The organism is Actinoallomurus sp. NBC_01490, assembly GCF_036227085.1.
Taxonomy (GTDB): Bacteria; Actinomycetota; Actinomycetes; order Streptosporangiales; family Streptosporangiaceae; genus Actinoallomurus; species Actinoallomurus oryzae.
In genome coordinates this window covers 11,220,287-11,246,854 of the sequence record NZ_CP109433.1, presented here as the reverse complement: position 1 = coordinate 11,246,854, position 26,568 = coordinate 11,220,287, and the positions used below count along the sequence as shown (strand labels likewise).

At 72.1% G+C, this 26,568-nt stretch carries 26 protein-coding genes and 1 riboswitch; of the genes, 17 read left to right on the top strand and 9 right to left on the bottom strand.

The window, feature by feature from the left end; translation table 11 throughout:
* Window positions 1–45: 45 nt before the first annotated feature.
* The 6 genes from OG417_RS51985 to OG417_RS51960 are packed head-to-tail and all read left to right on the top strand — an operon-like array spanning window position 46 to window position 5,413.
* On the top strand, window positions 46–798 hold the full coding sequence (locus tag OG417_RS51985; protein ID WP_329246616.1) for an enoyl-CoA hydratase/isomerase family protein: 753 nt from the start codon (window positions 46–48) through the stop codon (window positions 796–798).
* Window positions 795–2,318, top strand: a complete 1,524-nt coding sequence (locus OG417_RS51980) for an AMP-binding protein (protein ID WP_329246614.1) — start codon at window positions 795–797, stop codon at window positions 2,316–2,318. Before OG417_RS51985 ends, OG417_RS51980 begins: the two co-directional genes overlap by 4 nt.
* Entirely contained in the window at window positions 2,315–2,734 is a 420-nt protein-coding gene (locus OG417_RS51975; RefSeq protein ID WP_329246611.1) for an acyl-CoA thioesterase, read from the top strand. The genes OG417_RS51980 and OG417_RS51975 overlap by 4 nt, the downstream gene beginning before the upstream one ends.
* Window positions 2,734–4,320: an amidohydrolase gene (locus tag OG417_RS51970; RefSeq protein WP_329246607.1), complete on the top strand. Its 1,587-nt coding sequence runs from the start codon at window positions 2,734–2,736 to the stop codon at window positions 4,318–4,320. The genes OG417_RS51975 and OG417_RS51970 overlap by 1 nt, the downstream gene beginning before the upstream one ends.
* Complete coding sequence (locus tag OG417_RS51965) at window positions 4,320–4,766, top strand: GNAT family N-acetyltransferase (protein WP_329246603.1); 447 nt, start codon at window positions 4,320–4,322, stop codon at window positions 4,764–4,766. Before OG417_RS51970 ends, OG417_RS51965 begins: the two co-directional genes overlap by 1 nt.
* Entirely contained in the window at window positions 4,763–5,413 is a 651-nt protein-coding gene (locus tag OG417_RS51960) for a TetR/AcrR family transcriptional regulator (protein WP_329246599.1), read from the top strand. The genes OG417_RS51965 and OG417_RS51960 overlap by 4 nt, the downstream gene beginning before the upstream one ends.
* An 8-nt stretch (window positions 5,414–5,421) precedes the next feature.
* On the opposite strand, the gene OG417_RS51955 is transcribed toward OG417_RS51960, so the two are convergent.
* Window positions 5,422–6,012, bottom strand: a complete 591-nt coding sequence (locus tag OG417_RS51955; protein WP_329246596.1) for a histidine phosphatase family protein — start codon at window positions 6,010–6,012, stop codon at window positions 5,422–5,424.
* A 76-nt stretch (window positions 6,013–6,088) separates the two neighbouring features.
* A riboswitch (cobalamin riboswitch) is annotated at window positions 6,089–6,243 on the top strand.
* Between the two features lie 39 nt (window positions 6,244–6,282).
* Here OG417_RS51955 and OG417_RS51950 point away from each other — a divergent pair.
* From OG417_RS51950 to OG417_RS51935, 4 genes are all read left to right on the top strand, one after another.
* Window positions 6,283–6,498 (top strand): CbtB domain-containing protein, encoded by a 216-nt coding sequence (locus OG417_RS51950; RefSeq protein WP_329246594.1) that lies wholly within the window; start codon window positions 6,283–6,285, stop codon window positions 6,496–6,498.
* 31 nt (window positions 6,499–6,529) lie between these two features.
* Complete coding sequence (locus tag OG417_RS51945; protein ID WP_329246591.1) at window positions 6,530–7,387, top strand: CbtA family protein; 858 nt, start codon at window positions 6,530–6,532, stop codon at window positions 7,385–7,387.
* A 217-nt stretch (window positions 7,388–7,604) separates the two neighbouring features.
* Entirely contained in the window at window positions 7,605–9,866 is a 2,262-nt protein-coding gene (locus OG417_RS51940; RefSeq protein ID WP_329246588.1) for a ribonucleoside-diphosphate reductase subunit alpha, read from the top strand.
* Complete coding sequence (locus OG417_RS51935) at window positions 9,863–10,861, top strand: ribonucleotide-diphosphate reductase subunit beta (protein ID WP_329246586.1); 999 nt, start codon at window positions 9,863–9,865, stop codon at window positions 10,859–10,861. The genes OG417_RS51940 and OG417_RS51935 overlap by 4 nt, the downstream gene beginning before the upstream one ends.
* An 18-nt stretch (window positions 10,862–10,879) precedes the next feature.
* Here the strand turns inward: OG417_RS51935 and OG417_RS51930 are convergent, their stop codons facing one another.
* From OG417_RS51930 to OG417_RS51915, 4 genes are all read right to left on the bottom strand, one after another.
* The gene (locus OG417_RS51930) at window positions 10,880–11,416 is read right to left on the bottom strand and encodes a hypothetical protein (RefSeq protein WP_329246584.1); all 537 of its coding nucleotides are present in this window, start codon (window positions 11,414–11,416) and stop codon (window positions 10,880–10,882) included.
* Window positions 11,413–12,021 (bottom strand): RNA polymerase sigma factor, encoded by a 609-nt coding sequence (locus tag OG417_RS51925; RefSeq protein ID WP_329246582.1) that lies wholly within the window; start codon window positions 12,019–12,021, stop codon window positions 11,413–11,415. Before OG417_RS51925 ends, OG417_RS51930 begins: the two co-directional genes overlap by 4 nt.
* A gap of 155 nt (window positions 12,022–12,176) precedes the next feature.
* Window positions 12,177–12,311: a hypothetical protein gene (locus tag OG417_RS51920; RefSeq protein ID WP_329246579.1), complete on the bottom strand. Its 135-nt coding sequence runs from the start codon at window positions 12,309–12,311 to the stop codon at window positions 12,177–12,179.
* Between the two features lie 492 nt (window positions 12,312–12,803).
* Window positions 12,804–13,568 (bottom strand): alpha/beta fold hydrolase, encoded by a 765-nt coding sequence (locus OG417_RS51915; protein WP_329246576.1) that lies wholly within the window; start codon window positions 13,566–13,568, stop codon window positions 12,804–12,806.
* Window positions 13,569–13,947: 379 nt separating this feature from the next.
* Here OG417_RS51915 and OG417_RS51910 point away from each other — a divergent pair, with 379 nt between their 5' ends.
* Genes OG417_RS51910 through OG417_RS51900 form a run of 3 tightly spaced genes read left to right on the top strand, consistent with a single transcriptional unit; the run spans window position 13,948 to window position 16,588 of the window.
* Entirely contained in the window at window positions 13,948–14,781 is an 834-nt protein-coding gene (locus OG417_RS51910) for a CPBP family intramembrane glutamic endopeptidase (RefSeq protein WP_329246572.1), read from the top strand.
* Window positions 14,778–15,932, top strand: coding sequence for a sensor histidine kinase (locus tag OG417_RS51905; protein WP_329246569.1), 1,155 nt, complete (start codon window positions 14,778–14,780; stop codon window positions 15,930–15,932). Before OG417_RS51910 ends, OG417_RS51905 begins: the two co-directional genes overlap by 4 nt.
* Window positions 15,929–16,588, top strand: coding sequence for a response regulator transcription factor (locus tag OG417_RS51900; RefSeq protein WP_329246566.1), 660 nt, complete (start codon window positions 15,929–15,931; stop codon window positions 16,586–16,588). Before OG417_RS51905 ends, OG417_RS51900 begins: the two co-directional genes overlap by 4 nt.
* On the opposite strand, the gene OG417_RS51895 is transcribed toward OG417_RS51900, so the two are convergent.
* The gene (locus OG417_RS51895; protein WP_329246564.1) at window positions 16,564–17,166 is read right to left on the bottom strand and encodes a TetR/AcrR family transcriptional regulator; all 603 of its coding nucleotides are present in this window, start codon (window positions 17,164–17,166) and stop codon (window positions 16,564–16,566) included. The two genes, OG417_RS51900 and OG417_RS51895, sit on opposite strands and share 25 nt — an antisense overlap.
* A 75-nt stretch (window positions 17,167–17,241) precedes the next feature.
* Between OG417_RS51895 and OG417_RS51890 the strand changes: the two genes are divergently transcribed.
* Both OG417_RS51890 and OG417_RS51885 read left to right on the top strand, forming a co-directional pair.
* Window positions 17,242–18,264, top strand: coding sequence for an SAM-dependent methyltransferase (locus tag OG417_RS51890; protein WP_329246561.1), 1,023 nt, complete (start codon window positions 17,242–17,244; stop codon window positions 18,262–18,264).
* A 70-nt stretch (window positions 18,265–18,334) separates the two neighbouring features.
* Window positions 18,335–21,196, top strand: a complete 2,862-nt coding sequence (locus OG417_RS51885) for a helix-turn-helix transcriptional regulator (protein ID WP_329263133.1) — start codon at window positions 18,335–18,337, stop codon at window positions 21,194–21,196.
* 221 nt (window positions 21,197–21,417) lie between these two features.
* Here OG417_RS51885 and OG417_RS51880 read toward each other — a convergent pair whose 3' ends face one another.
* Together OG417_RS51880 and OG417_RS51875 are read right to left on the bottom strand one after the other, a co-directional pair.
* Complete coding sequence (locus tag OG417_RS51880) at window positions 21,418–22,749, bottom strand: GAF domain-containing sensor histidine kinase (protein WP_329246558.1); 1,332 nt, start codon at window positions 22,747–22,749, stop codon at window positions 21,418–21,420.
* Window positions 22,750–22,877: 128 nt separating this feature from the next.
* A complete protein-coding gene (locus OG417_RS51875) occupies window positions 22,878–24,272 on the bottom strand; it encodes a carboxypeptidase regulatory-like domain-containing protein (RefSeq protein ID WP_329246553.1) in 1,395 nt (464 codons plus the stop codon).
* Window positions 24,273–24,375: 103 nt separating this feature from the next.
* Here OG417_RS51875 and OG417_RS51870 point away from each other — a divergent pair, with 103 nt between their 5' ends.
* On the top strand, window positions 24,376–24,978 hold the full coding sequence (locus tag OG417_RS51870) for a TetR/AcrR family transcriptional regulator (protein WP_329263130.1): 603 nt from the start codon (window positions 24,376–24,378) through the stop codon (window positions 24,976–24,978).
* Window positions 24,979–25,044: 66 nt separating this feature from the next.
* On the opposite strand, the gene OG417_RS51865 is transcribed toward OG417_RS51870, so the two are convergent.
* A complete protein-coding gene (locus OG417_RS51865; protein ID WP_329246550.1) occupies window positions 25,045–25,656 on the bottom strand; it encodes a hypothetical protein in 612 nt (203 codons plus the stop codon).
* A gap of 212 nt (window positions 25,657–25,868) precedes the next feature.
* Between OG417_RS51865 and OG417_RS51860 the strand changes: the two genes are divergently transcribed.
* Entirely contained in the window at window positions 25,869–26,567 is a 699-nt protein-coding gene (locus OG417_RS51860) for a TetR/AcrR family transcriptional regulator (protein ID WP_329246548.1), read from the top strand.
* The last annotated feature ends 1 nt before the right edge of the window (window position 26,568 follow it).

Genomic DNA, 26,568 nt, shown 5'->3' with positions numbered 1-26,568 from the left:
TCGATCGATAGAGGCCTTTGCGCCGGTCAGAGCATGGGGGGCGCGGTGACGTCTGTGGTGGAGTTCGCCGTCGAAGACGGCGTCGCGCGGATCCGGCTCAACCGCCCGCACCGGCTCAACGCCGTGGTCCCCGAACTGGTGGACCAGCTCGTACGGGCCCTGGCGCGGGCGCGGGCGGAGCGGGTACGGGCCGCCGTGCTGGCCGGCAACGGCCGGGCGTTCTGCTCGGGCCATGATCTGAAGGCCGAGGCGCCGGTCCTGGAGGCCGGGGCGAGCCGCGAGCGCCTGGACCGCATCCAGGAGGTCACGCGGGAGATCCGGCGCGCTCCGTTCCCGGTGATCGCGGCGGTGCACGGGTACGCCCTGGGTGCGGGCTGTGAGTTCGCCCTGGGCTGCGACCTGGTGGTGGCCGCCGAGAACGCCAGGTTCGGCTTCCCGGAGGTCGGGGTCGGGCTGAGCGTGACGGGCGGGATCTCCCGGCTGCTCACGTCCGCCGTCGGCGCGCTCAAGGCCAAGGAGCTCATCCTGCTCGGCGAGCACTTCGGCGCCGCGGAGGCCGCCCGGTACGGGCTGGTCGCCCGGGTCGTCCCTGACGGCGAGCACGAGCGGGCCGCGCTGGAAGTCGCCGCCGACCTGGCCGCCAAGCCGCCGTACGCCCTCGCCCTGGCCAAGCACGCCATCGACCAGGGCATCGACGGCACGGTCGAGGACGCGTTCGCCCGCGAGGTCGCCGACGCGCAGCTCACCGAGTACGCCGGTGAGGCGGACCGGGCTCAGGAGGAGTGGCGCGGCCGATGACGATCACGGATGTCGCGACGCTGGTCCTGCGGGCCGCCGAACGCCGGCCCGACCGTACGGCGTGGACCTTCGACCAGACCGGGGAGTCGCTCACCTTCGGACAGGTCGCCGACCGCAGCGCCGCCCTCGCCCGGACGCTCGCGGGGCTGGGCGTACGGCGCCGCGACCGGGTGGCGGCGCTCCTGCCGAACATCCCGGACTTCCCGCTGCTGTGGCTGGCCCTGGCCCGCCTCGGCGCCACCCTGGTCCCGGTCAACCTCAACTACCGTTCGCACGACGCCGGGCACGTGCTGACCGACTCGGGGGCGAAGCTGCTGGTCACCACCGGCGCACACGCCGAGCTGGCCGACCGGCTCGGCGTACCGGTCCACTATCTCGGCGACCCGGCGCCGGAGGCGGAGGCTCCGCTGGACCGCAGCCGGCCCGAGGACCTGCTCAACATCCAGTACACCTCCGGCACCACCGGCCTGCCCAAGGGCTGCCTGCTCTCGCACCGCTACTGGACGGCGCTGGCCGACAGCATGGTGACGGCCTTCCCGCACCTGGGTGAGAACGACGTCATGCTCACCTGCCAGCCGTTCTCCTACATCGACCCGCAGTGGAACGTCCTGGCCGGGCTGCGTTCCGGCGCCCACCTGGTGGTGCTGGACCGGTTCCACCCGGCCGCCTTCTGGGCGAAGGTCCGTGAGTACGGCGTGACCTACTTCTACTGCCTCGGCATGATGCCGGCGCTGCTGCTGCGGATGCCGTCCGACCCGCGCGACCGCGACCACGCGGTGCGCGCGATCCAGTGCTCGGCGATCCCGCCCACGCTCCACCGCGAGCTGGAGGAGCGCTGGGGCGTGCCCTGGTACGAGGCGTTCGGCATGACCGAGACCGGGGCCGACCTGCGGGTCGAGCCGGACGACCACGACGAGACCGTCGGCACCGGCTGCATCGGACGGCCGCTGGCGCACCGCGACGTCCGCATCGTCGACCCGGCCGACGAGCCGGTCGAACGCGGCTCGGTCGGCGAGATCGTCCTGCGCGGGATCGGCCTCATGGACGGCTACCTCGGGCATGAGGAGGCGACCGCGCGTGCGTTCCGCCGCGGCTGGTTCCACACCGGTGACCTGGGCCGGATGGACGAGCAGGGCCGGGTCTACTACACCGGGCGGCTCAAGGACATGATCCGGCGCAGCGGGGAGAACATCTCCGCCACCGAGGTCGAAGAGGTCCTGCTGCGGCATCCGGCCGTCCGCGCCGCGGCGCTGGTGCCGGTCCCCGACGAACTGCGGGGCGAGGAGGCCAAGGCGTACGTCGCCACCGACGGCACGGTCTCGGCCGCCGAGCTGGCCGCCTACTGCGACGAGCGCCTGGCCTACTTCAAGGTCCCGCGCTACTGGGAGCTACGCGACGAACTGCCGATGACGGCCTCCCAGCGCGTGGCCAAGGGCGCGCTGCCCCGCGAGGCCGCCGGCGCCTACGACCGGACGACGCGCATGAGCGGGCGGGTACGTCTGGTCAAGGAGGAGACATGAGCGAGAAGGCCCACTTCGCGTGGGACAGCCCGGTCTTCTTCGACGAGATGGACCCCAACGGAACCCTGCACAACAGCCGCTTCGCCGTCCACGTCGAACGGGCCCTGTCGGCCTGGAACGAGGCCGAGGGCATGGGCTGGCGGCGCCTGGAGGACCGGCACGAGGACCTGCGGTACGCCGTACGCGCGTTCGCCATCGAGTTCCACGCTCCGGTCGTCGCACCGGGTGCGATGCGCGTCGAGCTGTGGCTCGACCGGGTCGGCACCACCAGCGCGGTCCACCGCTTCCGCTGCGCGAGCCCCGCCGGGACGCCGGCGTACGCGACCGGCCGGCGCACCATCGTCAAGATCGGCTCCTCGGGCGCCGAGCCGTGGAGCCCCTGGTTCCGCGCGCTCGCCGAAAGGTACGTGACCTGATGCGCATCGACACGATCCTGACGAACCTGTCGGCCGTCACCGTGGACCCGGCCCGCCCCTCGGCCCGGCGGATCGGCATCCACCACGGCCGGATCGTGGCCCTCGACGACGAGCTGGACGGCGTCACCGCCGCCGACGTCGTCGACCTGGCCGGAGCGACGGTCGTGCCCGGCTTCGACGACGCGCACAACCACATGATCCTCTTCGGTCTCTCGCTGACCGAGCTCGACCTGTCCACCCCGCCGACGCACACCCTGGAGCAGGTGTACGACGCGGTCGCCGAGCGCGCCCGCAGCCAGCCGCCGGGCACCTGGATCATCGGCTCCGGCTACGACCAGAACAAGCTCGGCGGCCACCCGCACCGCGACCGCCTGGACGCCGTGGCGCCCGACCACCTGGTCTGGCTGCGGCACACCTCCGCGCACATGTCGGTGGTGGGCGGCCGGCTGCTGCGCGAGATCGGCGACCGGCCGCCGGACGGGGGCGTCGTCCACCCCGACACCGGGCTCCTGGAGGAGGCGGCCCAGCAGCTCGTCCGCGACCTGCGGTACCCGCTGCCGCGCGAGCAGCTCGTCCAGGCCATCGCCGCCGCGAGCGAGCACTACCGCGCCGAGGGCATCACCTCCTGCACCGAGGCCGGCATCGGGCTGGGCTGGATCGGCCATTCACCGACCGAGGCCGCCGCCTATCAGGACGCCCTCGACGGCGGCGCACTCGGCGTCCGGGTACGCCTGATGGCCACCGGCGACACCATCCACCCGATCGAGGGAGCCCCGGGCGCGCTCGGGCTCGACCTGGGGTTGCGCACCGGGTTCGGCGACGACCGGCTGCGGCTCGGCGCGGTGAAGGTGTTCGCCGACGGCTCGCTCATCGGCCGGACCGCGGCGATGCACGACGACTACGCCGACCAGCCCGGCAACCGCGGCTACTTCCAGCTCCCCGCCGAAGAGCTGCGGGAACGCATCGTCGGCGCGCACGCGGCGGGCTGGCAGGTGGCCGCGCACGCCATCGGCGACCGTGCCATCGACCTGGTCCTGGACGCCTTCGAGGAGGCGCAGACCCGGTTCCCGCGCCCCGATCCCCGGCACCGCATCGAACACTGCGGGGTGGCCGGCCCCGGCCAGGTCGCCCGCCTCGCCGAGCTGGGCGTCATCCCGGTGCCCCAGCACACCTTCGTCGGCCAGATCGGCGACGGCATGCGCGCGGCGCTCGGAGAGGAACGCGTGCGCTGGTGCTACCGGCACCGTTCCCTCCTGGACGCCGGCCTCGTCGTCCCCGGCAGCTCCGACCGGCCCGTCGTACGCGGGGCTCCGCTCCTCGGCATGCACGCCATGGTCGGCCGCCGGACCGAGAGCGGTCGGCCGTTCGTCCCCGAGGAGGGAGTCACCCCCCTGGAGGCGCTGCACGCCTACACCCTCGGTTCGGCCCACGCCGCGTTCGAGGAGCGCCGCAAGGGCAGCATCACCCCCGGCAAGCTCGCGGACCTCGCCGTACTGTCCGCGGATCCCACGTCCACCGCCACCGAGGACATCGCCGGCATCCGCGTGCTGGCCACCCTCGTCGGCGGACGGCTCGAGGAGGTCTGATGCCCGTACGACCCGCGGAACCCGCCGACTTCGAGGAGATCTGCGCCCTGCTGCTGGCCCACGCCGCGCACGAAGGCGTCGCCGACCGGGTGCGGCTGGACCGGCAGGAGACCTACGAGGCGCTGTTCGGGGAGCATCCGGTCGCCTGGGCCCACATCGCCTCGCCACCGGACGAGCCGGACGCCGTCGCCGGGTTCGCGCTGTGGTACCCGACGTTCTCCTCCTGGGACACCCGGCCCGGCATCTGGCTGGACGACCTGTACATCAAGCCCGAGTACCGGCGGTACGGCCTGGGCCGCGAGCTGCTGTCCGCCCTGCGGTCGCTGACCCGCGGCCGCCTCGAATGGGACGTCGCGCACGGCAACGACGCGGCGGAGAGCTTCTACCGGAGCATCGGCGCCGAGCCCGTCGGCGGCTGGACCCGCTACCGGTGGAACGTCCAGTGAGCCGGCCGCCCCAGCCGGACGGCCGGGTCCGCGCCGCCGCGGTCGCGCTGTTCGCCGCCAAGGGCTTCCACGGGACGGGCATCCGTGAGCTGGCCGACGCGGCCGGCCTGTCCTCGGCGACGCTCTACCACTACATGGGGACCAAGGAAGACCTGCTCGTCGACATCATGCAGACGAGCCTGGACCGGCTGCTCACCGCGGCCGGCCAGGTCCTGACGGAGTCACCCTCACCGGTGGCCGCGATGAACGGCCTGGTGCAGACCCATGTCGTGGCTCATGCCCTGCGGCGGTCCGAAACGCTCGTGGTCGACACCGAGTTGCGCGCGCTCTCGCCGGAGCGCCGCCGTCCGATCGTCGCGCTCCGCGACGAGTACGAGGACCTGTGGGAATCGGTCATCGAGAAGGGCCAGGCGTCCGGCACGTTCCAGGTCCCGGACCCCTCGGTGGCGCGGCTCGCCCTGCTGCAGATGTGCAGCGGCGTCGCCAACTGGTACACCGCGGGCGGCCGGCACGCCCTCGCCGAAGTCGCCGAGACGCACGCCCACCTGTCCCTGGCCATGCTCGGCGCCGCACCGGACCCCGGCCTGCCGCCCGCCGGCCACTACATCCGCCTGGTCACCGGCGTCTGGGGCGACGACGAGACCTGAGACGCGCCCTAGGAGGCGCGGCCGCGGGGGATCAGCGGGTGACCGGTCTCGCGTAGCCGCCAGCGTCCGCCGTCGCGGCTCAGCCAGGTCTGGGTCAGGGGGCCGGCGTCCAGACGCCAGAAGCATTCCGGCGGGGCGCCCAGGGTGTGCAGGACGGCGGCGCGGACGACCGCGGGGTGCGTGACGGCCGCGATCCGGGCGGGGCCGGTGGGGAGTTCGTTCAGCCAGCGCGCCACGCGGGCGACCAGCGCGGACACGGACTCGCCGCCGTGCGGGGCCGCGCCGGGGTCGGTCAGCCAGGCGTACAGGTCCGCGGGGTGGCTCGCCTCCAGTTCGGCGAGGGTCGTACCCCGCCAGGCACCGGCGTCCAGGTCGGCCAGCGCGGGGTCGGCGACCGCGTCGAGTCCGAGCGCGTCGGCGGTCTGCCGGCAGCGTTCCTCCGGACCCCGGTAGGTCGTCGTGACGCGGCGCAGCACTCCCTGTCCGGCGGTCGCCGTCTCGGCGTCGCGCGGGTCGAGCGGTTCGTCGTCACCGGGAAAGCGGGCCTGCCGGGTCGTGGCGGTGGCCGCGTGGCTGACCAGCACGATACGAACGGTCATGAGCCCTCCTTCGTCGGAGGGGTCACCGCAGGGGCGCGTCTTTTGATTCCCTCGCTTCGCTCGGTCATGGAGTGCGACCTCCCGCGCTGTTGACGGTCCGGAACGCCGGTCGTACGATCCGGACGAACGTGATGGTAAGAGGAAGCCGGTGCAAATCCGGCACGGTCGCGCCACTGTGATCCGGCCCACGGGCCGGAAAGTCAGACCCTCCGCCGTCAGAAGCGCTCCACCCGTGACAGGGACGCCGGATCCCTTTAGGAGGCTCTTGCGATGACCACCTCGACGCTGCCCACCACCCGTACGACACCCGTCGTCGTGCCGGGCGCCCGGGCCGCTCTGTGGCTGTTCGGCACCGTGCTGCTCTGCCTGGCCGCGTACTACTTCATCGGCGTCGACCAGGGCGCCACCTCGGTGTTCGGCGACAACATGTACATCCACGAGTTCGTGCACGACGCGCGCCACTTCCTCGGGTTCCCCTGCCACTGATCCCGCGACACCGCACCCGAAGGAGTACGCCGTGGAACGGCGATTCATCGTGCGTGGGCTGCTCGTGGGCGCGATCGGAGGGATCCTGGCGTTCGTCTTCGCCCGGATCTTCGCCGAGCCGCAGATCCGGGCGGCCATCGACTACGAGAGCGGGCGTGACGCCGCCCAGGCCCTGCTCGACAAGGCGGCGGGCATCACCCCCGAGGCCGCGGAGCCGGACCTCTTCAGCCGTACGGTCCAGGCCAACGTGGGGATCGGCGCCGGCGTCATCGTGTTCGGCGCCGCGATGGGCGGCCTGTACGCGGTGGCCTACCTGCTGGCCTGCGGCCGCACCGGGAACCTGCGGCCACGGACGCTGGCGCTGCTGGTCGCCCTCGGCGGCTTCCTGGGCTTCTACCTGATCCCCTTCGTCAAGTACCCGGCCGACCCGCCCGCGATCGGTCACGAGGAGACCATCCGCGCGCGGGGCGGCCTGTACCTGCTGATGGTCGGGTTCTCCATCGCGTTCCTGGTCCTGGCGGTCTGGCTGGGGCAGAAGCTGAGGCCCCGGTTCGGAAACTGGAACGCGACGCTGCTGGCCGGGCTGGCCTGCGTCGTCGCGCTCGGCATCGTGATGTTCGCGCTCCCCTCGTTCGGACACCTGTCGGCGAACGTCCACGAGTACGGCCGGCACGCGACGGAGACGCCGCCGCCGCTCAGGAACCCGCAGGGAGGGATCGTCTACCCGGGCTTCCCGGCGGACGTGCTGTTCTCCTTCCGCCTGTACTCGGTGGCCGCCCAGGCGATCATGTGGGCCGCGATCGGCCTGTGCTTCGCGCCGATGGCCGAGCGCCTGCTCGCCCGTACCGCCGGCGAACCACGGTCCGCGGAGGCACCGGCCACGGCATAAGGCTCCACGCGAGACGACTCCCGGCAGGTCGGCCGCCGGGAGTCTTCGGCACGCCCGCGTACAGGGACACAGTCGACGACACCCCCAACATCTAGGGGTGCTGTCGTGCTGATGCCACTACATGTATGGTTCTCGTGTTCCTGGTGCGCCTGTGCCTCCTGCGGCAAAACGGTGTGAGAGGGAACCCAGTGAAAGAAGCTCGCGAGGAAGAGAGCACGTGACACAACAGCTCATCGCGCCGCCCACGTCGGACGCCGATCCGGAGCGCACGCTCGCCGCGGAGATCGAGCGTGCCTGCGCCGGTCTGCCGGACGCCGACCCGCTCCGCGTCGGCGACGCCGGCGACCTGGCCGAGGCCGTACGACGGGCCGCCGCGCTGGTGATCACCGACCCCGCCTACTCGACGGTGGCGGCGCGCCTGCTGGCCCGGTCGATCGCCGAGGAGACCGGGCCGGTGACGTTCACCGAGTCCGTCGCGGCGGCCTATGAGCAGGGCCTGCTGAACGAGGAGACCGCCGGGTTCGTCGCGCGCGAGGCGGCGGCGCTGGACGCCCTGGTGGACCACGGCGCGGACGACCGGTTCACCTACTTCGGGCTGCGGACGGTCTATGACCGGTACCTGCTGCGGCATCCGACGACGCGGCGGGTGCTGGAGCGGCCCCAGCACTTCTTCCTGCGCGTGGCGTGCGGACTGGCCGGGAACGTGGGGGAGGCCGCCGAGCTGTACGGGCTGATGTCGCGGCTGGCGTACCTGCCGAGCTCGCCGACGCTGTTCAACTCCGGCGCCGCCCGCCCGCAGCTGTCCTCCTGCTTCCTGCTCGACTCACCGCGCGACGAGCTGGAGGCGATCTACGAGCGGTACGGGCAGGTCGCGCGGCTCAGCAAGTACGCGGGCGGGATCGGGATCTCCTGGAGCCGGGTCCGCAGCCGGGGATCGCTGATCCGGGGCACGAACGGCCACTCGAACGGGATCGTGCCGTGGCTGCGGACCCTGGACGCGTCGGTCGCCGCCGTCAACCAGGGCGGGCGGCGCAAGGGCGCCGCGTGCGTCTACCTCGAACCCTGGCACGCCGACGTCGAGGAGTTCCTCGAACTGCGCGACAACACCGGCGAGGACGCGCGGCGTACGCACAACCTCAACCTGGCCAACTGGGTGCCGGATGAGTTCATGCGCCGGGTCGAGGCCGATGAGGTCTGGTCGCTGTTCGACCCCAAAGAGGCGCCGGAGCTGGTCGACCTGTGGGGCGAGGAGTTCGACCGGGCGTACCGGGCGGCCGAGGCCGACGGCCGGTTCGTGCGCCAGATCCCGGCGCGGCGGCTGTACGGCGCGATGATGCGCACTCTCGCGCAGACCGGCAACGGCTGGATGACGTTCAAGGACGCGGCCAACCGCGCCTGCAACCAGACCGCCGAGCCCGGCAACGTAGTGCACCTGTCGAACCTGTGCACCGAGATCCTGGAGGTCACCGACGACTCCCAGACCGCGGTGTGCAACCTCGGCTCGATCAACCTCGCCGCGCACCTGACCGACGACGGGGTCGACTGGGCGGGGCTGCGGGCGACGGCCCGTACGGCGGTGCGGTTCCTGGACCGTACGATCGACCGCGGCCTCTACCCGACGCCGGAGGCCGCGAACGCGAACCGGCGGTGGCGGCCGGTCGGGCTCGGCGTGATGGGCCTGGCGGACGTCTTCTTCCGGCTCCGGCTGCCCTTCGACTCGGCCGAGGCGCTGGCCCTGTCCACCCGCATCGCCGAGGAGATCGCGCTCGCGGCGTACGGGGAGTCGGCGGCGCTGGCGGCCACGTACGGCCCACATCCCGAGTACGGCCGGACCCGCGCCGCCCGCGGCGTCCTGCACCCGGACCACTGGCCGGACGCCGCGCCGGTGCACGCCGCCGAGTGGGACGCGCTGCGCGCCCGGATCGGGCAGGTCGGGCTGCGCAACTCGCTGCTGGTGGCGATCGCGCCGACCGCGACCATCGCCTCCATCGCGGGCTGCTTCGAGTGCATCGAGCCGCAGGTGTCCAACGTCTTCAAGCGCGAGACGCTGTCGGGGGAGTTCCTGCAGATCAACACCTACCTGGTGGCGGACCTGAAGAAGCGGGGGCTGTGGACGCCGCGGGTCCGCGACGCGATCAAGCGCGCCGACGGCTCGGTGCAGGGGATCGAGGAGCTCCCCGGCGACCTGCGCGCCCTGTACCGGACCGCGTGGGAACTCCCGCAGAAGGCGCTGATCGACCTGGCCGCCGCCCGGACGCCGTACGTGGACCAGGCCCAGTCGCTGAACCTGTTCATGGCGAGCCCGACCATCGGCAAGCTGTCCTCGATGTACGCCTACGCGTGGCGCTCGGGCCTGAAGACCACCTACTACCTGCGGTCACGCCCGGCGACGCGTATCGCCCAGACGACCGTGACCCCGGTGGCCGAAGCGGTCGCCTGCTCCCTGGAGAACCCCGAGGCCTGCGAGGCGTGCCAATGAGTTTGCTGAACCCCGGTATGGATCTGACGCTGCGGCCGATGCGCTATCCGGACTTCTACGACCGGTTCCGCGCGGCGATCCGCAACACCTGGACGGTGGAGGAGGTGGACCTGCACTCCGACCTCGCCGACCTGGCCCGGCTGACGCCGGAGGAACTGCACCTGGTGAACCGGCTGGTCGCGTTCTTCGCCACCGGCGACACCATCGTGGCGAACAACCTGGTGCTGAACCTGTACGCCCACCTGAACGCGCCCGAGGCACGCCTGTACCTGTCGCGGCAACTGTTCGAGGAGGCCGTGCACGTCCAGTTCTACCTGACCCTGCTCGACACCTACCTGCCCGACCACGACGAGCGGGTCAGGGCGTTCGCCGCCGTGGAGAACATCCCCTCGATCCGCGACAAGGCGGAGTTCTGCTTCCGCTGGATCGACTCGATCGGAGAGCTGCGGGAGCTGCGCACCAAGGCGGACCGGCGGGCGTTCCTGCTCAACCTGATCTGCTTCGCCGCGTGCATCGAGGGCCTGTTCTTCTACGGCGCCTTCGCCTATGTGTACTGGCTGCGTTCCCGCGGGCTGCTGAACGGCCTGGCCTCGGGCACGAACTGGGTCTTCCGCGACGAGTCCATGCACATGGAGTTCGCCTTCAGCGTCGTGGACACCGTACGCGCCGAAGAGCCGGAGCTGTTCGACGAGGAGCTGACCGGGCAGGTGACGGCGATGCTGGAGGAGGCCGTCGCCGCCGAGCTGGCCTTCGCCCGCGACCTGTGCGGCGACGGCCTGCCCGGCATGAGCGCCACCGACATGCGCGCCTACCTGGAGAACGTCGCCGACCAGCGCCTCGCCCGCCTCGGCATGCCGATCCGGTACGGCACGGAGAACCCGTTCGCGTTCATGGAGCTGCAGGACGTGCAGGAGCTGTCGAACTTCTTCGAACGCCGCGTGTCGGCCTACCAGGTCGCCGTCGAGGGGACGGTGAGCCTCGACGAGACGTTCTGAGGCCGGCGGAGGCCGTGGTCAGCCACCCGGCGCGCCTTTGTGAGGATTGCCCTTCGCCTTGCCTTTCGGGGTGTTGACGGGGTGCGTCTTGTTCTTCTGGTGCGGCGTCGGCCGTGGACGGGGAGGCGCGGGGTGCGCGGGCCGCGGGGCCGGCCGCCCGGCGGTCGGGCGTACGGATCGTCGTGGTGTGTCGCGGGTCAGGAGCGTCGTGGACGTGTCCGCCGTCCTGGTGTGGTGGGGCCGCCGGTCTCCCGGCGGGGCTGTGAGGTGATGCGCGGTCGCGGCCACGGCGACGCCGCCGGTGAGGAGGAGCGCGAGTCCGATCAGGGCCGCCTTGAGGCTGAGCAGGGCGGGGATCCGCCGGCCTCGCCGTGCCCGGCTGCCGAGCCGGGCCGCACGGTACGCGGCGAGGGCCGCCTGTTCGCCCTCGGCTCGTCCGGTCTCCGGAGGGGCCGAGGCGGCGGCAAGGAGCCGGGCGAGGCGGGGAGGGCCGGTGGGTTCTCCGCGGAGCATCCGTTCGGCGGTGTCGGGATCGAGGCCGGAGTCGTCGTTCATCGCGGGGGCTCCAGGTCGTTGATGAGGTGCTCGAGGCGGCGCAGGCCGCGGTGGGCGGCGGTGCGTACGGCGCCGGGGCGTTTGCCGATGATCTTGGCGACGGTCTTGGCGTCCAGGCCGACGACGACGCGCAGGATGATGATCTCGGCCTGGTCGTGGGGGAGACGTGCGATGAGCGCGAGGGCGGCCTCGGTGGACAGTGAGTTCAGGGCCGTCGTCTCGGTGTCCTCGGGTGCGGTCTGTTCGGGGAGCTCGTCGACGGGGGTCTGCGCCACGGGGCGGCGTTTGCGATGGCGGAGGTGGTCGAGCGCGCGGTGGCGTGCGATGGTCACGGTCCAGCCGCGGAAGCCGTTGATGTCGCCCTTGAAGATGGCGATGTCGCGTGCGATGTGGAGCCATGCCTCGGAGGTGACGTCTTCGGCGTCGTCGCCGACCAGGGTCCGTACGTAGCGCAGCAGCCGGGGGTGGATCTGCCGGTACAGCGTGCGGAACGCGTCTTCGTCCCCTTCTCGCGCGGCTCGCAGGAGGGCGTCGGGCTCGTGCTCGGCGCCGGTGCGGTCGGCGGCCAGCCAGGGCGGGGGATGCAGTTCCTCGGCATGACTCACCCGCGCAATGATGCGGCATTTCCCCCAGAAAGGCATGTGTGCGGCGAATGTGCACCGATCCGGGGTGTGGAGCGTCGCGGTCACCCTCGTCGCGCCGGTCCGGTCGCCGCCGACGCCGGGCCGCCGCGCGGTGGTGTGGGACGGGGCCGTACGGCTCAGCGACGGCGGTGTGAGGGCCGCCGGCGCTTTCGGCTCGTACGGCGGCCGCCGACCACGTGCCGGACGGACAACGCAAGGCCGAACAGACCGGCCAGGACCAGGGCCGCACCGGTGAGCTGCGCGGCGCTCATCGCCTCTCGCCACGTCGTTCCGACGAGGCGGCGGCCGGGAGGACGGCCGCGAGGGCGGTAACCGGAGTGCGCGCCAATCTGGGCTGGCTCCTTTCGCGGTGCTGGGTGGGCGACCCGGTCCGGCCACCGGGCTTGGGCCGAACCGCCGCCCGCCCCGGGAGATGGGCGTCTGGATCCCGGGGCGGGCGGGCTTTGCGCGGCGGCCCCGCAGGTGGGGCCGCGCGATGTCACCATCCCTCTACACCGCCGGCCCTTCCGGATCCGTTACCGAGGAGGCGGAGCCCTTCAACCGCCCCTCGCCCGGACGGGCGCCGGCGAGCACGGGTCGGGTCGCCTCTTGCTACGGAAAAGGCCGCCCCGGGGCTACGAGGTAACCCCGAGGCGGCCGGAGGCGCGGCGGTTCAGGGGTAACCGCCACACATCGCCTACAGCGCCATCCGCACGAGATCCGTTACCGAAGGGAGGACTCGAAGAGTCGGCCGATCGCTCGCCCTAACGTGCGACCTGCGAGACGACGCGCTGGATGGCGTGGACGGCGACGTCGGGCTGGTCGACGTAGATGTAGTGCTCGCTCTGGGCGGCGGTGCTCAGCCTGCTGCGGCGGGAGACGGCGAGCCACTTGCGCTCGCCCGCGGTCCACAACTGCTCCAGGCGCTGCCCGTACTCGGGAACGGCCGCGGCGAGGTACTGCTTGCCGTGCTTGATCACCTCTACCGGGATGTTTCCGGCGGAGCGCACCTTCCCGTCGGTGATGACGAGCTTCTCCGGGTTCTGCCCCTTGTCGACCGCGAGGGTCTGCGCCCGCAGCTGGGCCGCGGTTCCGGTGGCGGACTCCGGGATCCCCGAGGAGATGTCGGCGACCGAGGTCGGGGAGGTGGCGTCCATCAGGACGAGGCCCTTGACCTTGTCCCGGTGGGCGGGGGCGTACCTGGCGGCGATCATCCCGCCCAGTGAGTGAGCGGCCAGGACGACGGGACGGTGGCCGGCGACCCGGTCGATCACCCCGGTCAGGATCTTCCCGGTGTCGGCGAAGGTCTGCGGGCCATCCGGCTGGTCGCTCGCGCCTTCGCCGAGGCGGTCGTAGGAGCAGACCCGGTTGTTCTCGCTCAGGGTCTTCTGGAGGCCGGCCATCTTCTCCAACCCGTCACCGAGCCCGGCCAGCAGGACGATGACCGGCTTGCCCTTCGCCGCGCTGCCCGAGCAGGACACGTTCACCGACCGGCCGTCGATCTTGATCTTCTCGGTCCCCGATGGCAAGGGCTTATCGGTTTTGTGCGCACCGGCACTGTGGAATGCCGACGGAGCCGTATTCGAGTCGGACTTGCAGCCGGTAAGTCCCGCTCCTGCCACCGCGCAGCTTAGCGCGATCACAGCGGATGCCTTGATATTGCGAATCATAACGTCCTCCATTTGGCGATAATCAGCGATCGGCGATGTCGATAACGCTATGGCCTCGAGGCCCTCCGGATCGTCACCACACGGTGGACACTCGCGGGGATCGCTTGTCCCCCGTGCGAGCTACAAGGGAGTGTCCACCGCGCGGTGACGATTTCCGGTGGGGGAATCCCTAACGTTTTCGGTGTCGCCGCGGCGCTGGCCGCGGAATCTCGTTAAGAAATTTCACGAAGGATTCGTCATGCGATTGTTGAAGCAGCTCCTGCCGGTCGCGGTGGTCGCGTTCATCGGCGGGCAGCTGGTGGCCGGGGTGCAGGACAACGCGCTGTTGACCTTGGTCGTCGGGGTCGCGACGGCCGTGCTCGCGGTGTTCGTCTACGCCCGGATGGTGCGCTGGTCCGAGCGTCGCGCGCCGGTGGAGGTGGCCCTCAAAGGCGCCCCTGCCCGCCTCGGTGTGGGGACGCTGATCGGTGTCGCGTGGTTCAGCGCCGTGATCGGCAACATCGCCTTCAACGGCGACTACCGGGTCGAGGGGTTCGGCTCGGTGATGGGCGCCGTCGGGCTGTTCGGCTTCATGGCCGCCGCCGCCCTGACCGAAGAACTGATGTTCCGCGGCGTGCTGTTCCGGATCATCGAAGGACGCACCGGCACCTGGGTGGCGATGGTGGTGACCAGCGTGCTGTTCGGCGGATGGCACCTGCTCAACCCGGACGCGACCCTATGGGGCGCACTCGCCATCGCCGTGGAGGCCGGCGGCACCCTGGCCGCCGCCTACGCCGCCACCCGCAACCTGTGGGTGCCGATCGGCCTGCACTTCGGCTGGAACTTCGCCGAGGCCGCCATCTTCAGCACCGAGGTGTCCGGCAACGGGCAAAACGACGGCCTGCTGCACAGCACGATGTCCGGCCCAGCCATGATCACCGGCGGCGAGTTCGGACCCGAAGCGGCCCCCTCCGCGATCTTCTTCGGCATCGTATTGACCGCCGTGTTCCTGTGGATCGCCCACCGCCGCGGCAACCTCGTCCCCCGCCGACGCAACACCCAGACCACCGCTACCGCTACCCTCGCCCAGTGATCGACATCCGGCGGATCCCGGACCTGTGGCACCGATGGGACGTCACAGTCCGGGATCTCCCGCTGGCGCTGCTGTTCATCGTCGCGTCGTTCCTGCCGGTGTTCCACGGCCACGAGACGCATGTCGGTGGTCTGCCGGCCCGCCCCTTCGACGACCTGGCGATCGCTCTGCTCGCCCTCCAGACCCTTCCGCTCGCCGTGCGCCGACGGTGGCCGGCCGCTTGCATCGCCCTCATCTCGTTCGGCTTCGTCGTCACACAGCTCCGCGGCTACCACATGGTCGCGAGCACCGCACTGTCCTTCGCGCTGCTGAGCACGGGCGCCCACCTGGAACGTCACCGGCGCGCCACCGCGGCCGTCCTGTCCGCGGTGTACGTCGTGCTGGCGGTGGAGCTCCACCGGCTCGGCGGGACCGAGAAGCTGGGCGGATTCGCGACGTTCTACGTGGGGCTGGCTCTCGGGTGGGGCATCGGGTCGTGGCTGCGCTCCACCCGGGCCGCCGAGGTCGAGCGCCGGAGCCGTATCGCCGAGGCCACCCTCACCGCCGAACGCACCCGCATCGCCCGCGAACTCCACGACGTCGTGACCCACCACGTCACGGCCATGGTCGTACAGGCCGAGGCCGCGCGCTACCTGACCGCCGCACCCGACCGCCTCGACGCGACCCTGACCGCCGTCACCGACACCGGCCGACGCGCCATCACCGACCTGCGGCACCTGCTCGACCTGCTCAACCCCGACCACGACACCCAGATCGACACCCCGTCCGTCGGCGACCTCCGCACGCTCGTGGAGCAGACGCGCCAGGCCGGGCAGCCCGTGGAGTTCACCGAGGAGGGCGAACGCGCCGAATCGGCCGGCAGTGCCGAGTTCGTGGCCTATCGGATCGTGCAGGAAGGCTTGACGAACGCCCTCAAGTACGCCCACGGCAGCCGCACCGTGGTCCGCGTACGCCATACGAGAGAGGAGATCACCGTGGAGGTCGGCACCGACGGCTCCGGATCGCGGAGCGGCTCCCCCGGCGGGAGTGGACGGGGTCTCGCCGGGCTCCGCGAACGGGTCGACGCCCTGGGCGGAGAGTTCAGCGCGGACCGGCGGGCGGGCGGCGGCTTCCTCGTACTGGCCCGCATCCCCGCGGGGAGCCCGTCGTGAGCGCCTCGGTCCGGGTGCTGATCTGCGACGACCAGGCACTGATCCGCACCGGGTTCGCGACGATCATCGATGCGCAGCCCGACCTGGAGGTGGTGGGCGAGTGCGGGGACGGGCGCGCGGCGGTCGACCTCGCCCGCCGGCTGAAGCCCGACATGGTGGTGATGGACGTACGGATGCCGGTGCTCGACGGCATCGAGGCGACCCGGCTGCTGGCCGGTGCCGGGGTGGAGCATCCCATCAAGGTGCTCGTGGTGACGACGTTCAACCTGGACGAGTACGTCTACGAGGCGCTGCGCGCGGGGGCGAGCGGGTTCCTGCTCAAGGATGCCCCGCCGGCGCAGCTCCTGCACGGCATCCGGACCGTCGCGACCGGTGCCGCGCTGCTGGCGCCCGAGGTGACGCGGCAGCTCGTGGGCAGGTACGCCGCGCGGATCCGCCCCGCCGAGCGCACATCGGGCGACACCGCGCTGACCCCGCGCGAGCTGGAGGTGCTGCGCCTCATCGCCAACGGCCTGTCCAACAGCGAGATCGCCGCGACGCTGGTGATCAGCCAGGAGACCGTCAAGACGTACGTCTCGCGCATCCTCACCAAGCTCGACCTGCGTGACCGTGTGCAGGCGGTGGTCTACGCCTACCGGAACGGCCTGGTGACCTGAGGGCTCTGGCCGCGGAGGAAGTCTTCCACGATGTGCGCGCACAGCTCTTCGTCGAGCGGTTCGGACGTGAGAAGGCGGCGGTACACCAGCGGCCCCAGCAGCTGAGCCAGCGCGGTCTCGACGTCCAGTCGTGGCAGTGAGCCGTCCGCGACGGCCTCGCGCAGCACGGCTCTGACGGGCGCCTGCCGGTCCGCGACGAACCGGGCCGCCACCGTCGCGATCTCGGGCTCCCGCCGGGCCGCGTCCAGCAGTGCCGGTATGGCGTGCGCCCACGGCTCGACCTCCATCTGGCGTGCGAGCCCGCCGAGGACGGAGGTCAGGCGCTGGGAGAGCGTTCCGTCGACCGCCGTCTGCGGTACGGGCGGCGGCAGGAGGTGCCGCAGGCCCGCCAGGACCAGTGCCTGGCGGGTGGGCCAGTGCCGGTAGACGGTGGCGCGTGCCACTCCGGACCGTGCCATCACGGCGTCGACGGTGACTCCCCGGACGCCCTTTTCGACGAGCAGGGACGCCACCGCGTCCAGGACCCGTGCCCGGCTGCGCATCACCCGCGGGTCCGCCTCATCGCTTGTAGCGGTCATAACGAGACGCTAGCATCTTGTAACAAGACGTTATTGTCTCGTTTCTTCGCGTAGCGTCGAGAGGGAGGTAATGGCATGACCGAGCGACGTGAGGCCGAAGGGCTGGCCGGCATCGCCGCGACGAGCCTGGTGGTGGCGGCCGCTCGCGCGGCGGAGCAACAGCGGGACGACCGGCTTTTCGAGGACCCGTTCGCCGAGCTGTTCCTCCGCGCGGCCGGCGCCGAGGGCACGGCCGCCGGCGACGAGGCCACGGCCACCGGCGACGAGGCCACGGCCACCGGCGCCGAGGGCACGGCCGCCGGCGACGAGGCCACGGCCACCGGCGACGAGGCCACGGCCACCGGCGCCGAGGGCACGGCCGCCGGCGACGAGGCCACGGCCACCGGCGACGAGGCGCGGCCTCTCGCCGGCGAAGGGATGCGCGCCTTCCTCCGGGAGATGGGCGACCAGCCCGCGGTGCGTACGGCGTACCTCGACGAGCAGTTGCTCCGCGCGGCGGGCGAGGGCTGTCACCAGGTCGTGCTCCTCGCGGCGGGGATGGACACCCGGGCGTTCCGGCTGCACTGGCCGGAGGAGACCCGCGTGTTCGACGTGGACTTCGCCGAGGTGCTCCGCTTCAAGCTGCGGGTGCTCGAGCAGGCCGGGGCAACCCCCCGCTGCGATCATCGGCCGGTGCCGGCGGACCTGCGCCGTGACTGGCCGGCCGAGCTGCGGGCGCGGGGTTTCTCGGCCCGAGAGCCCACCGCCTGGCTGGCCGAGGGCATCCTCTACGCCCTGCCGTCCACCGCCGCGGACGCCCTGCTTCAGCAGATCACCTCTCTGTCCGCGCCCGGGAGCGTCTTCGCCGCGGACCACATCAAGGGGTCACCGGCCCTCGACTCGGCCATCGCCGCCATGTCCGCGGACCTGGTGGACAGCTGGCAGAGCGGCCCGGAGGGAGCACTCGGCGCGTGGCTGGCCGGCCACGACTGGACGCCCCGCGTCGACAGCCTGGCCACGGTGGTCGGCCGATATGGCCGGCCGGTCCCGTCGGTGTTCGACGCGCGGCGCTCCGACACCAGCCGGGGGTGGCTGGTCACCGCCCGGCACGACCGCTGAGCGCTCGACCACCGACGCCTGTCGGCGCATTCACGCAGGTCAATGGGTGATTCGGTATGTTTTTGGGGTGATGTCTGGCAGCCGTCCGCCGGGCGTGTCCACCCCCGGTCCGGGGGGTGCGGTCGACGGCGGCTTCGGAGGGGCGTCGCGGTCCGGCTGGCGCGGCAGGGACCGTGAGTCGGAGATCCTGACGCGCCTGCTGCGGGCGGCGCACAGCGGCCGTGGCGGGGTGCTGCTGGTCGAGGGCGAGTCGGGAATCGGCAAGACCAGACTTCTGGAAGAGGCGGTCGAGACCGCCGCGGCGATGGGGTTCATGCTCGCTCGTGGCGCGGCCGACGAGCTGGGCCGCGTGGTGCCGCTGGCGCCGCTGATGTCGGCGTTCGGGGAGACGACCCAGACGCTGCTCGGGTCCCAGGAGCCCGCCGACGGGATGGACGTGCGGCTGCGGCTGGTGGAGGCACTCCAGGCGCGGTTGGAGGAGCGCGCCGCGCGCGGCCCGCTCCTGGCCACCCTGGACGACCTGCACTGGGCGGACCCCATGACCCTCCTGGCGCTGCGTTCGCTGATCCCCGAGCTGGCGTCCTACCCGCTGGTGTGGGTCCTGTCGCGGACGACCGGGCGGGGGGACTCCGGCGCCGAGCGGTTGTACGAGGCCCTGGAACCCGGCGGTGCCACGCGGATCGTGCTGGGTGCGCTGGAGGATCGGGCCGTGGCCGAGATCATCACCGACGAACTCGGCGCGGCGCCGAGCCCGGAGCTGCTGCGGCTGGCGGCCGGGGCGAGCGGCAAGCCGTTCCTGCTGGTGGAGTTGCTCTGCGGGCTCCGGGACGAGCACGCGGTCCAGACCGTGGACGGCCGGGCGAGGCCGGTCTCGTCGCGACTACCGCGCCGGATCCAGCAGATCGTGCACGGCCGGCTGTACGGGCTGTCGCCCCGTACTCGCCACCTGCTGCAGGTGGCGGCGATCTTGGGCCGTTCCTTCGAGGCGGACGACGTCGCGGACATGCTCGGTGAGCCGCCCGCCCGGCTGCTGCCGGCGTTGGAGGAGGCCGAGGCGGCAGGTGTCCTGACGGCCGGGCCGGGCCTGCTGAGCTTCCGGCACGACCTGGTCTGGCTGGCCGTGACGGAGACCATGGCCCCCTCGGTGCGCCAGGCCCTGCACCGCCAGGCCGGCAGGATGCTTCTCGACCGCGGCGGATCGGTCGTGGTCGCCGCCGCGCACCTGAGGGACAGCGCCCGCACGGGCGACGCGGCCGCCTTGGCGGGCCTCGACCAGGCCGCGCGGGAGGTACTGCCGGCGTCCCCCGAGACAGCGGCCGACCTGGCCGTACGGGCCCTGGACCTCACCGCCCACGGCGACGGCAGGCGATCCGACCGCGCGCTGATCGCCGTGCGCGCGCTGACGACCGCGGGTGCGCTGAACGAGGCGGTGAGACTGGCCCGGGCCAACCTGAGCACGGCCACGCCGCCCGGCCACACCGCGCGGTTGCGCTATGAACTGGCATACGCGCTGCTCCAGGCCGGCCGCATCGCGGATGCCGTGGCCGAAGCCGAGAAGACGCTCGGCCAGGGCGACCTTCCCGACGAGCTCCGCGGCCTCATCGATCAGGTGCTGTTCATGGGACCGCTGGGCAGCCAGGCCCACCGGCGTGCGCGGAGTCGCGCCGAGGGTGTTCTGGCCGCCCCGCGGCGGCACAGCGAGTCGTCACTGGTCGCCGCGCACCTGATCCTCGCCGACATCGCGTGGGGTGAGGGACGGGCCGCCGACGGCCTCGAACACAGCCGCGAGGCCGCACGCATCGTCTCCGGCGACCCGATCCGGCTCACCCACCCGCACCTCCTGCACGCCTGCACGCTCATGGACATGCGGCGGCTCCCGGAGGCGACGACCGCGCTGCGGGTCGCCACCGAACAGATCACGGCGCTCGGAACCACCGCGTACGCCGCCGTCCCCACGCTGCTGCGCGCCCGGCTGCGGCTGATCGAAGGGCGCCTGGAGGACGCTGCCGCCGAGGCCAGGGCCGGGCTCGCCACGGCCGACGAGCTGGGCGCGCACCTGTACGACCGGTTCGGCACCACCGTGCTCGCCATCGTGGCCCTGCGCCGCGGTGACCTGGAGAGCGCCGCGGACTTCGCCGGCCGCAGCCGCTCGCATCACCTGCCGGGCGTCGACCCCATGTCCGCCTGGTGGTGGGCCAACTGGGGCCCGGCGCTGGTCGCCGAGGCCCAGGGCGGGCCGGAGCAGGCGTTCGACCTCCTCCACCCCGTTTACACCGACCCGGGCGAACGGTATCGGCTGCTCATGGCCGAAGCCGACGCCGCGGCGTGGCTGACCCGGATCGCCCTCGCCGTCGGCGACGGTACCGGCGCCCGGACCGCCACCGAAGCGGCCGAGCGCCTCGCCCGCGACAACCCCGGCTTCCCCACTCTCGCCGCCTCCGCCGCGCAGGCTCACGGACTGCTCCACCACGACGCCGCGGCGCTGGCCCGCGCCGCCGCCGACCACGTCGGCCCCTGGAGCCGCGCCTCCGCCGCCGAGGACCTCGGCGTCCTGCACGCGCACGGCGACGCGGACCGCGAAGCGGCGATCCACCATCTCGACCAGGCACTCGAGGCCTACCAGGGGACCGGCGCACTACGGGACGCGGCGCGCGTCCGCGCCCGGCTGCGCCGGCTCGGCGTACGGCGCCGCCACTGGGGCCAGGCCCAGCGCCCGTCCTCCGGATGGGCCAGCCTCACCGACACCGAACGCAAGGTCGCCGCCCTCGCCGGCCAGGGACTCACCAACCCCCAGATCGCCGCGCAGATGTTCATCTCGCGAGAGACCGTGAAGTTCCACCTCAGCCAGGTCTTCCGCAAACTGAACATCGCCTCCCGCGTCGAACTCGCCCGCCTCATCAGCCGGCCCGACCCCCCGACGCTCGAGAGGTAGCCGGTCTGACCGGGCCCCAGCCTTCCCCTCTGAGCAAGGGCCCGGTCAGACCGCCAGTACCGCGAGCTCGAGCGGCGGCGGCGCTTCCAGGCGACCGAGCCGTCTCCCCATAGCGGCCCGGCCAACCGCCTCACCGCGAGCTCCGAGCGGCACTGAATGAATACTCGGCCGAGAGTGCGCGCGGCGTATCCCCCATCGGGTGGGGGTTGTCCGGGGAGGGGCTACGGGCGGGGGTTCGACGGCCGGCCGGCCCCGTACCCGTTGGTCCCGTAGTGCAGCGGGACTCTGATCAGCAGTGACGTGCCCTCGCCCGGTGGGCTGGTGAGCTGGATGTCGCCGCCGAGCGGTTCGATCCGGTCCCTGAGCCCGATGAGCCCGGACCCGCCGCCGAAGTCGGCTCCGCCCACGCCGTCGTCGTCGACCGCGATGCGGACGGTTTCGTCCTCGACGTGGATGTCGACGCCCACCTCGCTGGCGTGCGCGTGTTTGAGGGCGTTGGTCAGCGCCTCGGAGACGGTGTAGTAGGCGGCCGCCTCCAGGGGTTCGGCCAGCTGCCGGCCGATGCGCAGGTCGAGCTTCACCGGAATCGGGGAGCGGCGCGCCAGCGATCGGACGGCGGCGTCGAGTCCGCCCTGGGTCAGGGCGGCCGGATACAGCCCGTGGGAGATCTCCTGCAGGTCGTGCAGGACGCTGGTCAGCCCGCGGGCCGTACGGGCCAGCTGCTCCTTGACTTCGGGGTGTTCGGGTGGGACGGAGGCCTCCGCGGCGCGGAGTTCGAGTCCGAGGCAGATGAGGCGCTGTTGTGCGCCGTCGTGCAGGTCGCGTTCGAAGCGGCGGCGGGCCGCGTCGGAGGCGGCGACGACGCGGGCGCGGGCGGCGAGGAGTTCGGCGCGGGTCTCGGCGTTGGCGATCGCGGTGCCGACGAGTGCCATGAACCGCATCATGCGTTCCTCGGTGTCCGCGGGCTGTGGCGTGCGACCGGAGTTTCCCGCGAAGCCCCACAGACGGCCCTGGACCATGATGGGGCAGGCGACGGCGTACTTGATCCCGCGGGCGCGGGTCCACTCGCCGATCTCGGTGCCGGCACGGGCGTAGTCGGTGAACCGCGCCGGCCTTCCGGTCCGGACGACCGTTGCGTCCACGATGCCGTCGTCGATGGGCCAGCGCCCGCCCAGAGGAGGCATGATGTCGGGTATTCCGGCGCGTCTCCAGTGGCCGACCACGGTGCTCGTACGGTCCGGCTCATAGCGGTTGATGATGACGTAGTCCGCCCCCAGCAGGCACCCCATCTCGCGGGCGACGGCACGGATGATGTCCGCCGACGGGACTCCCTGCGCCACGAGCGTCGCGACGCGCAGGAGCGCTCCCTGCTCGTCGGCGAGCCGCTGGAGGCGTGTCCGGCCGCCCTCCGGAGACGCCGAGCGCACCGTGTGCGGCAGACGTCCGGCGACGTGAGCGGACCCACGGCGGACCAGACGGACGACGAGATGGGTCAGACGGCCGGCGGCGAGTCCTACGGCATCACGTGCGTTGCGTAGCCCAATGACCTCCATGAAGATCACTCCGTGCTCTGGCGGATCGAGCGAGGTCGATGGCCGGGCGGGTGGCGATCGATGACCGTCCGTGGCTTTCCCCAGCCTACCGAGGCCACGGAGACACGCCGGAGCTGAGGCGCCCGCGGTCACCCACGTCCGCTGTTCACATAACCCGGAACGGTCTGCTGGCGAGGCGTCAGGACGAAGTCCTGGTTCACGGGTGCGGCCATGCTGAGCAGCAGGCGGGTGGCGACCGGCTGCCGGCCCGGGCCACCGGCGACGACCACGGCGAACCCTTCGTGGAACCCCGTGGCCGCGTACTCGCCGTTCTGGTCCGTACGGGTATGGAGGAGCTGGCGGCCGTGCGCGTCGGTGACCGTGATCGTGACGCCGGCCAGCGGCTCGCCGACGGGACCGCTGACCCTCCCGGTGAGCATCGCCGGTTGCTCGCCGAAGTGATGCCGGTGCGGGGGAAGGGCGACCGGCTCGGGGAGCTCCACGGTGGGATCTTCCGGGGGAGGCGCGGAGACGTATCGCGTGATGCCCGCCTGCGCTTCGCGGACGAGCTGTCGTAGCTGCTTGACGTACCCGAGCACGATGAGCGCGGTGCCGGCCGCGATCCAGGCGCACAGCACCGCGGTGGGCCGCCCCAGCTGCCGGTCGTCGAAGTAGTTGACGTCGCGCAGGGCGTCGGCGGCATTGCCCATCGGCAGGATCGGGTGGAGGAAGTGGAAGAAGCCCGAGACCAGGTCGGCGGGGACGGTGAGGCCGCTGGAGGGCACGCTGAGCAGGATGAACAGCGTCACGGCGGCCCCGGGGAAGAACGGGCCGAGAAAGGCCACGAGCCCGTACGAGGTCAGTGACACCGACTGGGTCAGCAGGAACAGGTACAGCATGGCGAGCGGGTGCTGCGGGATCGCGTCCATCCCGTACGCGCCGGCGAGGTAGCAGGCGACGGCGGTGACGGCGCCGGTCAGGAGCATCGTGGCCACATGCGCCCGGCGGCTGAACCCCACCGCGCGCTGCATGGCGACCACCAGGAAGTAGGCGGGGAGAGTGCAGGCCATCAGCAGGTAGAACGGGCTGGTGCCCAGGGCGTCTCCCTGCCTGGTCGGGACCAGTTCGTGGAAGCCGAGGGTGGCGCCGGTCCGCTGGGCCGCGGAGGTGAAGACCTGGCGGATCATCGACTCCATGGCGGCGCCGTCCGCCTTGGCGCCGTACAGCTGTGGATGGTGGGGAGCCGGCGTGAACGCCGCCACCGCGTCGTTGTTCAGGACGGCGGAGCGCGCCTCCGCCGCGGAGTCGAACGGCTGCAGGGTGAAGCCGCCGGGGATCGCGGTGTCGAGCTGGTGCTGCAGCTGCGCCGTCGCGGCCGGTGGAGCGGCGACCGCGACCTTGACGTGGTGCGGCGTCGGGTCGTGGAAGGCCAGCAGGAAGGAGAAGAGCAGTCCCGCCAGGAAGAGCGCGGGGAGCCAGAGCCCCATCACGAGTGTTCGCACGACCTCGCCGGCACGTGTCTTCTTCGCATGCGCAGATGCCATGCGGCTCAGCTTAGCCAATCTTGCAGTCCTGCAATTTTGCACCCATGCAACTCGCCCGTCACGAGTACGCTGGCGCTCGCCGCGATGAGAGGACTTGATCGACATGCAGGGCGCGACTCCGGGGCTTCGCGAACGCAAGAAGGCCGAGACCCGCGAGGCCCTGCGCGCCGCCGCCATCCGGCTCTTCCTGGAGCGCGGCCCCTCGGCGGTCACCGTGACCGACATCTGTGAGGCCGCCCGGGTCTCCCCCCGGACCTTCTTCAACTACTTCGAGAGCAAGGAGGCGGCGGTCCTCGCCTGGGACCAGCGCCTCGCCGACGAGTTCGTCGCCAGACTCGGCGCACGGCCACCGCACGAACCACCGCTCACCGCCGTGCGCCGGGCGCTGGACGACACTCTGCCCAGCTTCGCCGCGCAGACCGGCTGGCACGCGCGCAAGGAGCTGTTCGGCACGTATCCCGAACTCAGATCGAAGATCCTGCAGGCGGTCTTCGGCCTCGAGGCCAGGCTCGTCGGCCCCCTCGCCGACCGCATCGGATGCCCGGCGGACAGCCTCTATCCGCAGCTGCTCGCGGGAGCGACCGTGGTGGTCTTCCGCGTCGCCTTCACCACCTGGACTCCGGACAAGGGGATCGAGGACCTGCAACTGCTCATCGACCAGGCGTTCGACCACCTGGCCGCCGGTCTCCCCGCCCCCGCCTCCTGACCGTCGCGCCCGGCGGCCGGGTCCGAGGCGGTGGCATGGAGGACCGTTCGCCGCCCGTACGGCCGGTCAGGGCCTCCGGCCCGGGGCCGGTCCGGACGGGCGACCCTGCCGGGGCTCGATGAGGGTGAAGAGCCGGATGCGGGTCAGTCGCGGCTCCACTCCGGTCAGGCCGCTGCGGATCCACGCCAGGTGGACGGTCAGGCGGATCAGCTGGCGGGCCGCGTAGAAAAAGAGCCCCGCCAGCGGCAGCTCGCCGACCAGCGCCGTCACGACACTGAGCGGGAACTCGTCCGAGCCCCACGACAACATGACGTCGAACCACGCGTCGCAGACCAGCAGCGTGGAGGTGACGAGCATGCCGACGATCGCCACCTGCCGCTTGCCCAGTATGGCCAGTGCGGTACCGGCCAACGCCGCCAGCAGGGCGATGTCGAAGCCCGTCCAGGTCGCCGACCACTGGTCGGCCGTGTAGTTCGCGGGCAGGGTCAACGCCAGGTAGACGATCCAGGGAACCAGCCACACACACGACCCGATCGTCAGTGCGATGAAGAGCCGGCGCCCCTTGCGGTGGCCCGGATCATCCAGCGGGTCCTCCTCGGCGAGTTCGGCCAGCGCCCGCATCAGCGCGGCGCGCTCGCTCGGCTCCATGCGCCGCAGGTCGTCCCTGCTCCACTCCATCGCCCTGACTCCATCGTGTGCGGCCTTCACCGTACGCCGCCGGTGCCGTCGCGGGCCATGCGGGCCGTCCGCTCCGCGCACCTCCTGTCGCGTACGCCGCCTTTCCTCGACCTCCGGCGCGTATCGATGCAGGTCAAAGGCCTATTGGGGCCTTGACGGCCGCCGGGTCGAGCGCGCATATTTGAGTGACTGGTCAATCAAGGAAGGGCGACATGGCTGAGGTTCCAACGCCGACCGGCGCACCGCGGCGCCGCGCCGCCAGGCGGCGGGCGCCCGGTGCGGAGGGTGCCCGGGAGCGCATCATGGACGCCGCTCAGCGCCTGTTCGCCGAGCGCGGCTACGACGCCACCTCGACCGCGAAGATCGCCGCGGCGGCCGATGTCCCTTCGGGCCTGGTGTTCTACTACTTCGCCACCAAGCGGGACCTGCTGATGGCGGTGATCCGGGAGCGTGCCTACCGCGGCACTCTGCCCCGGGTGGTCACCGGGGCCGGCGACGAAGGCGTCGAGGAGGTGCTGCGGCGCGCCGTCACGGAGCTGGCCGAGATCTTCGGCCGCAGCCGGAACAGCCAGATGATCCTGTTCCGGGAGGCTCACGTCGACCCGGAGCTGCGGGAGCTGGCCGCGCGCCTGGTGGCCTCCTCGACGGGAGACCTGGCGGATCTGCTCGCGGCGGTCCCGGAGGTCGAGGCGGATGCCGACGGCCGGGCGGCGGCCGCCCGCCTGCTGATCAGCGGCCTGCTGATGGACAACTTCCTGCGCCCGGACGGCGTGGACGCGGCGCGGTCCGAGCCCGCCGTACGCCTGCTGGCCGGTGCGCTGACCGGCCGTGCCGCCCGGCCGGACCCCGCCATCGAGGCGGGCCGTACGGAGCGGCGCCGCGCGCAGGACTCTTCGGGGGAGGAGCGGTGAG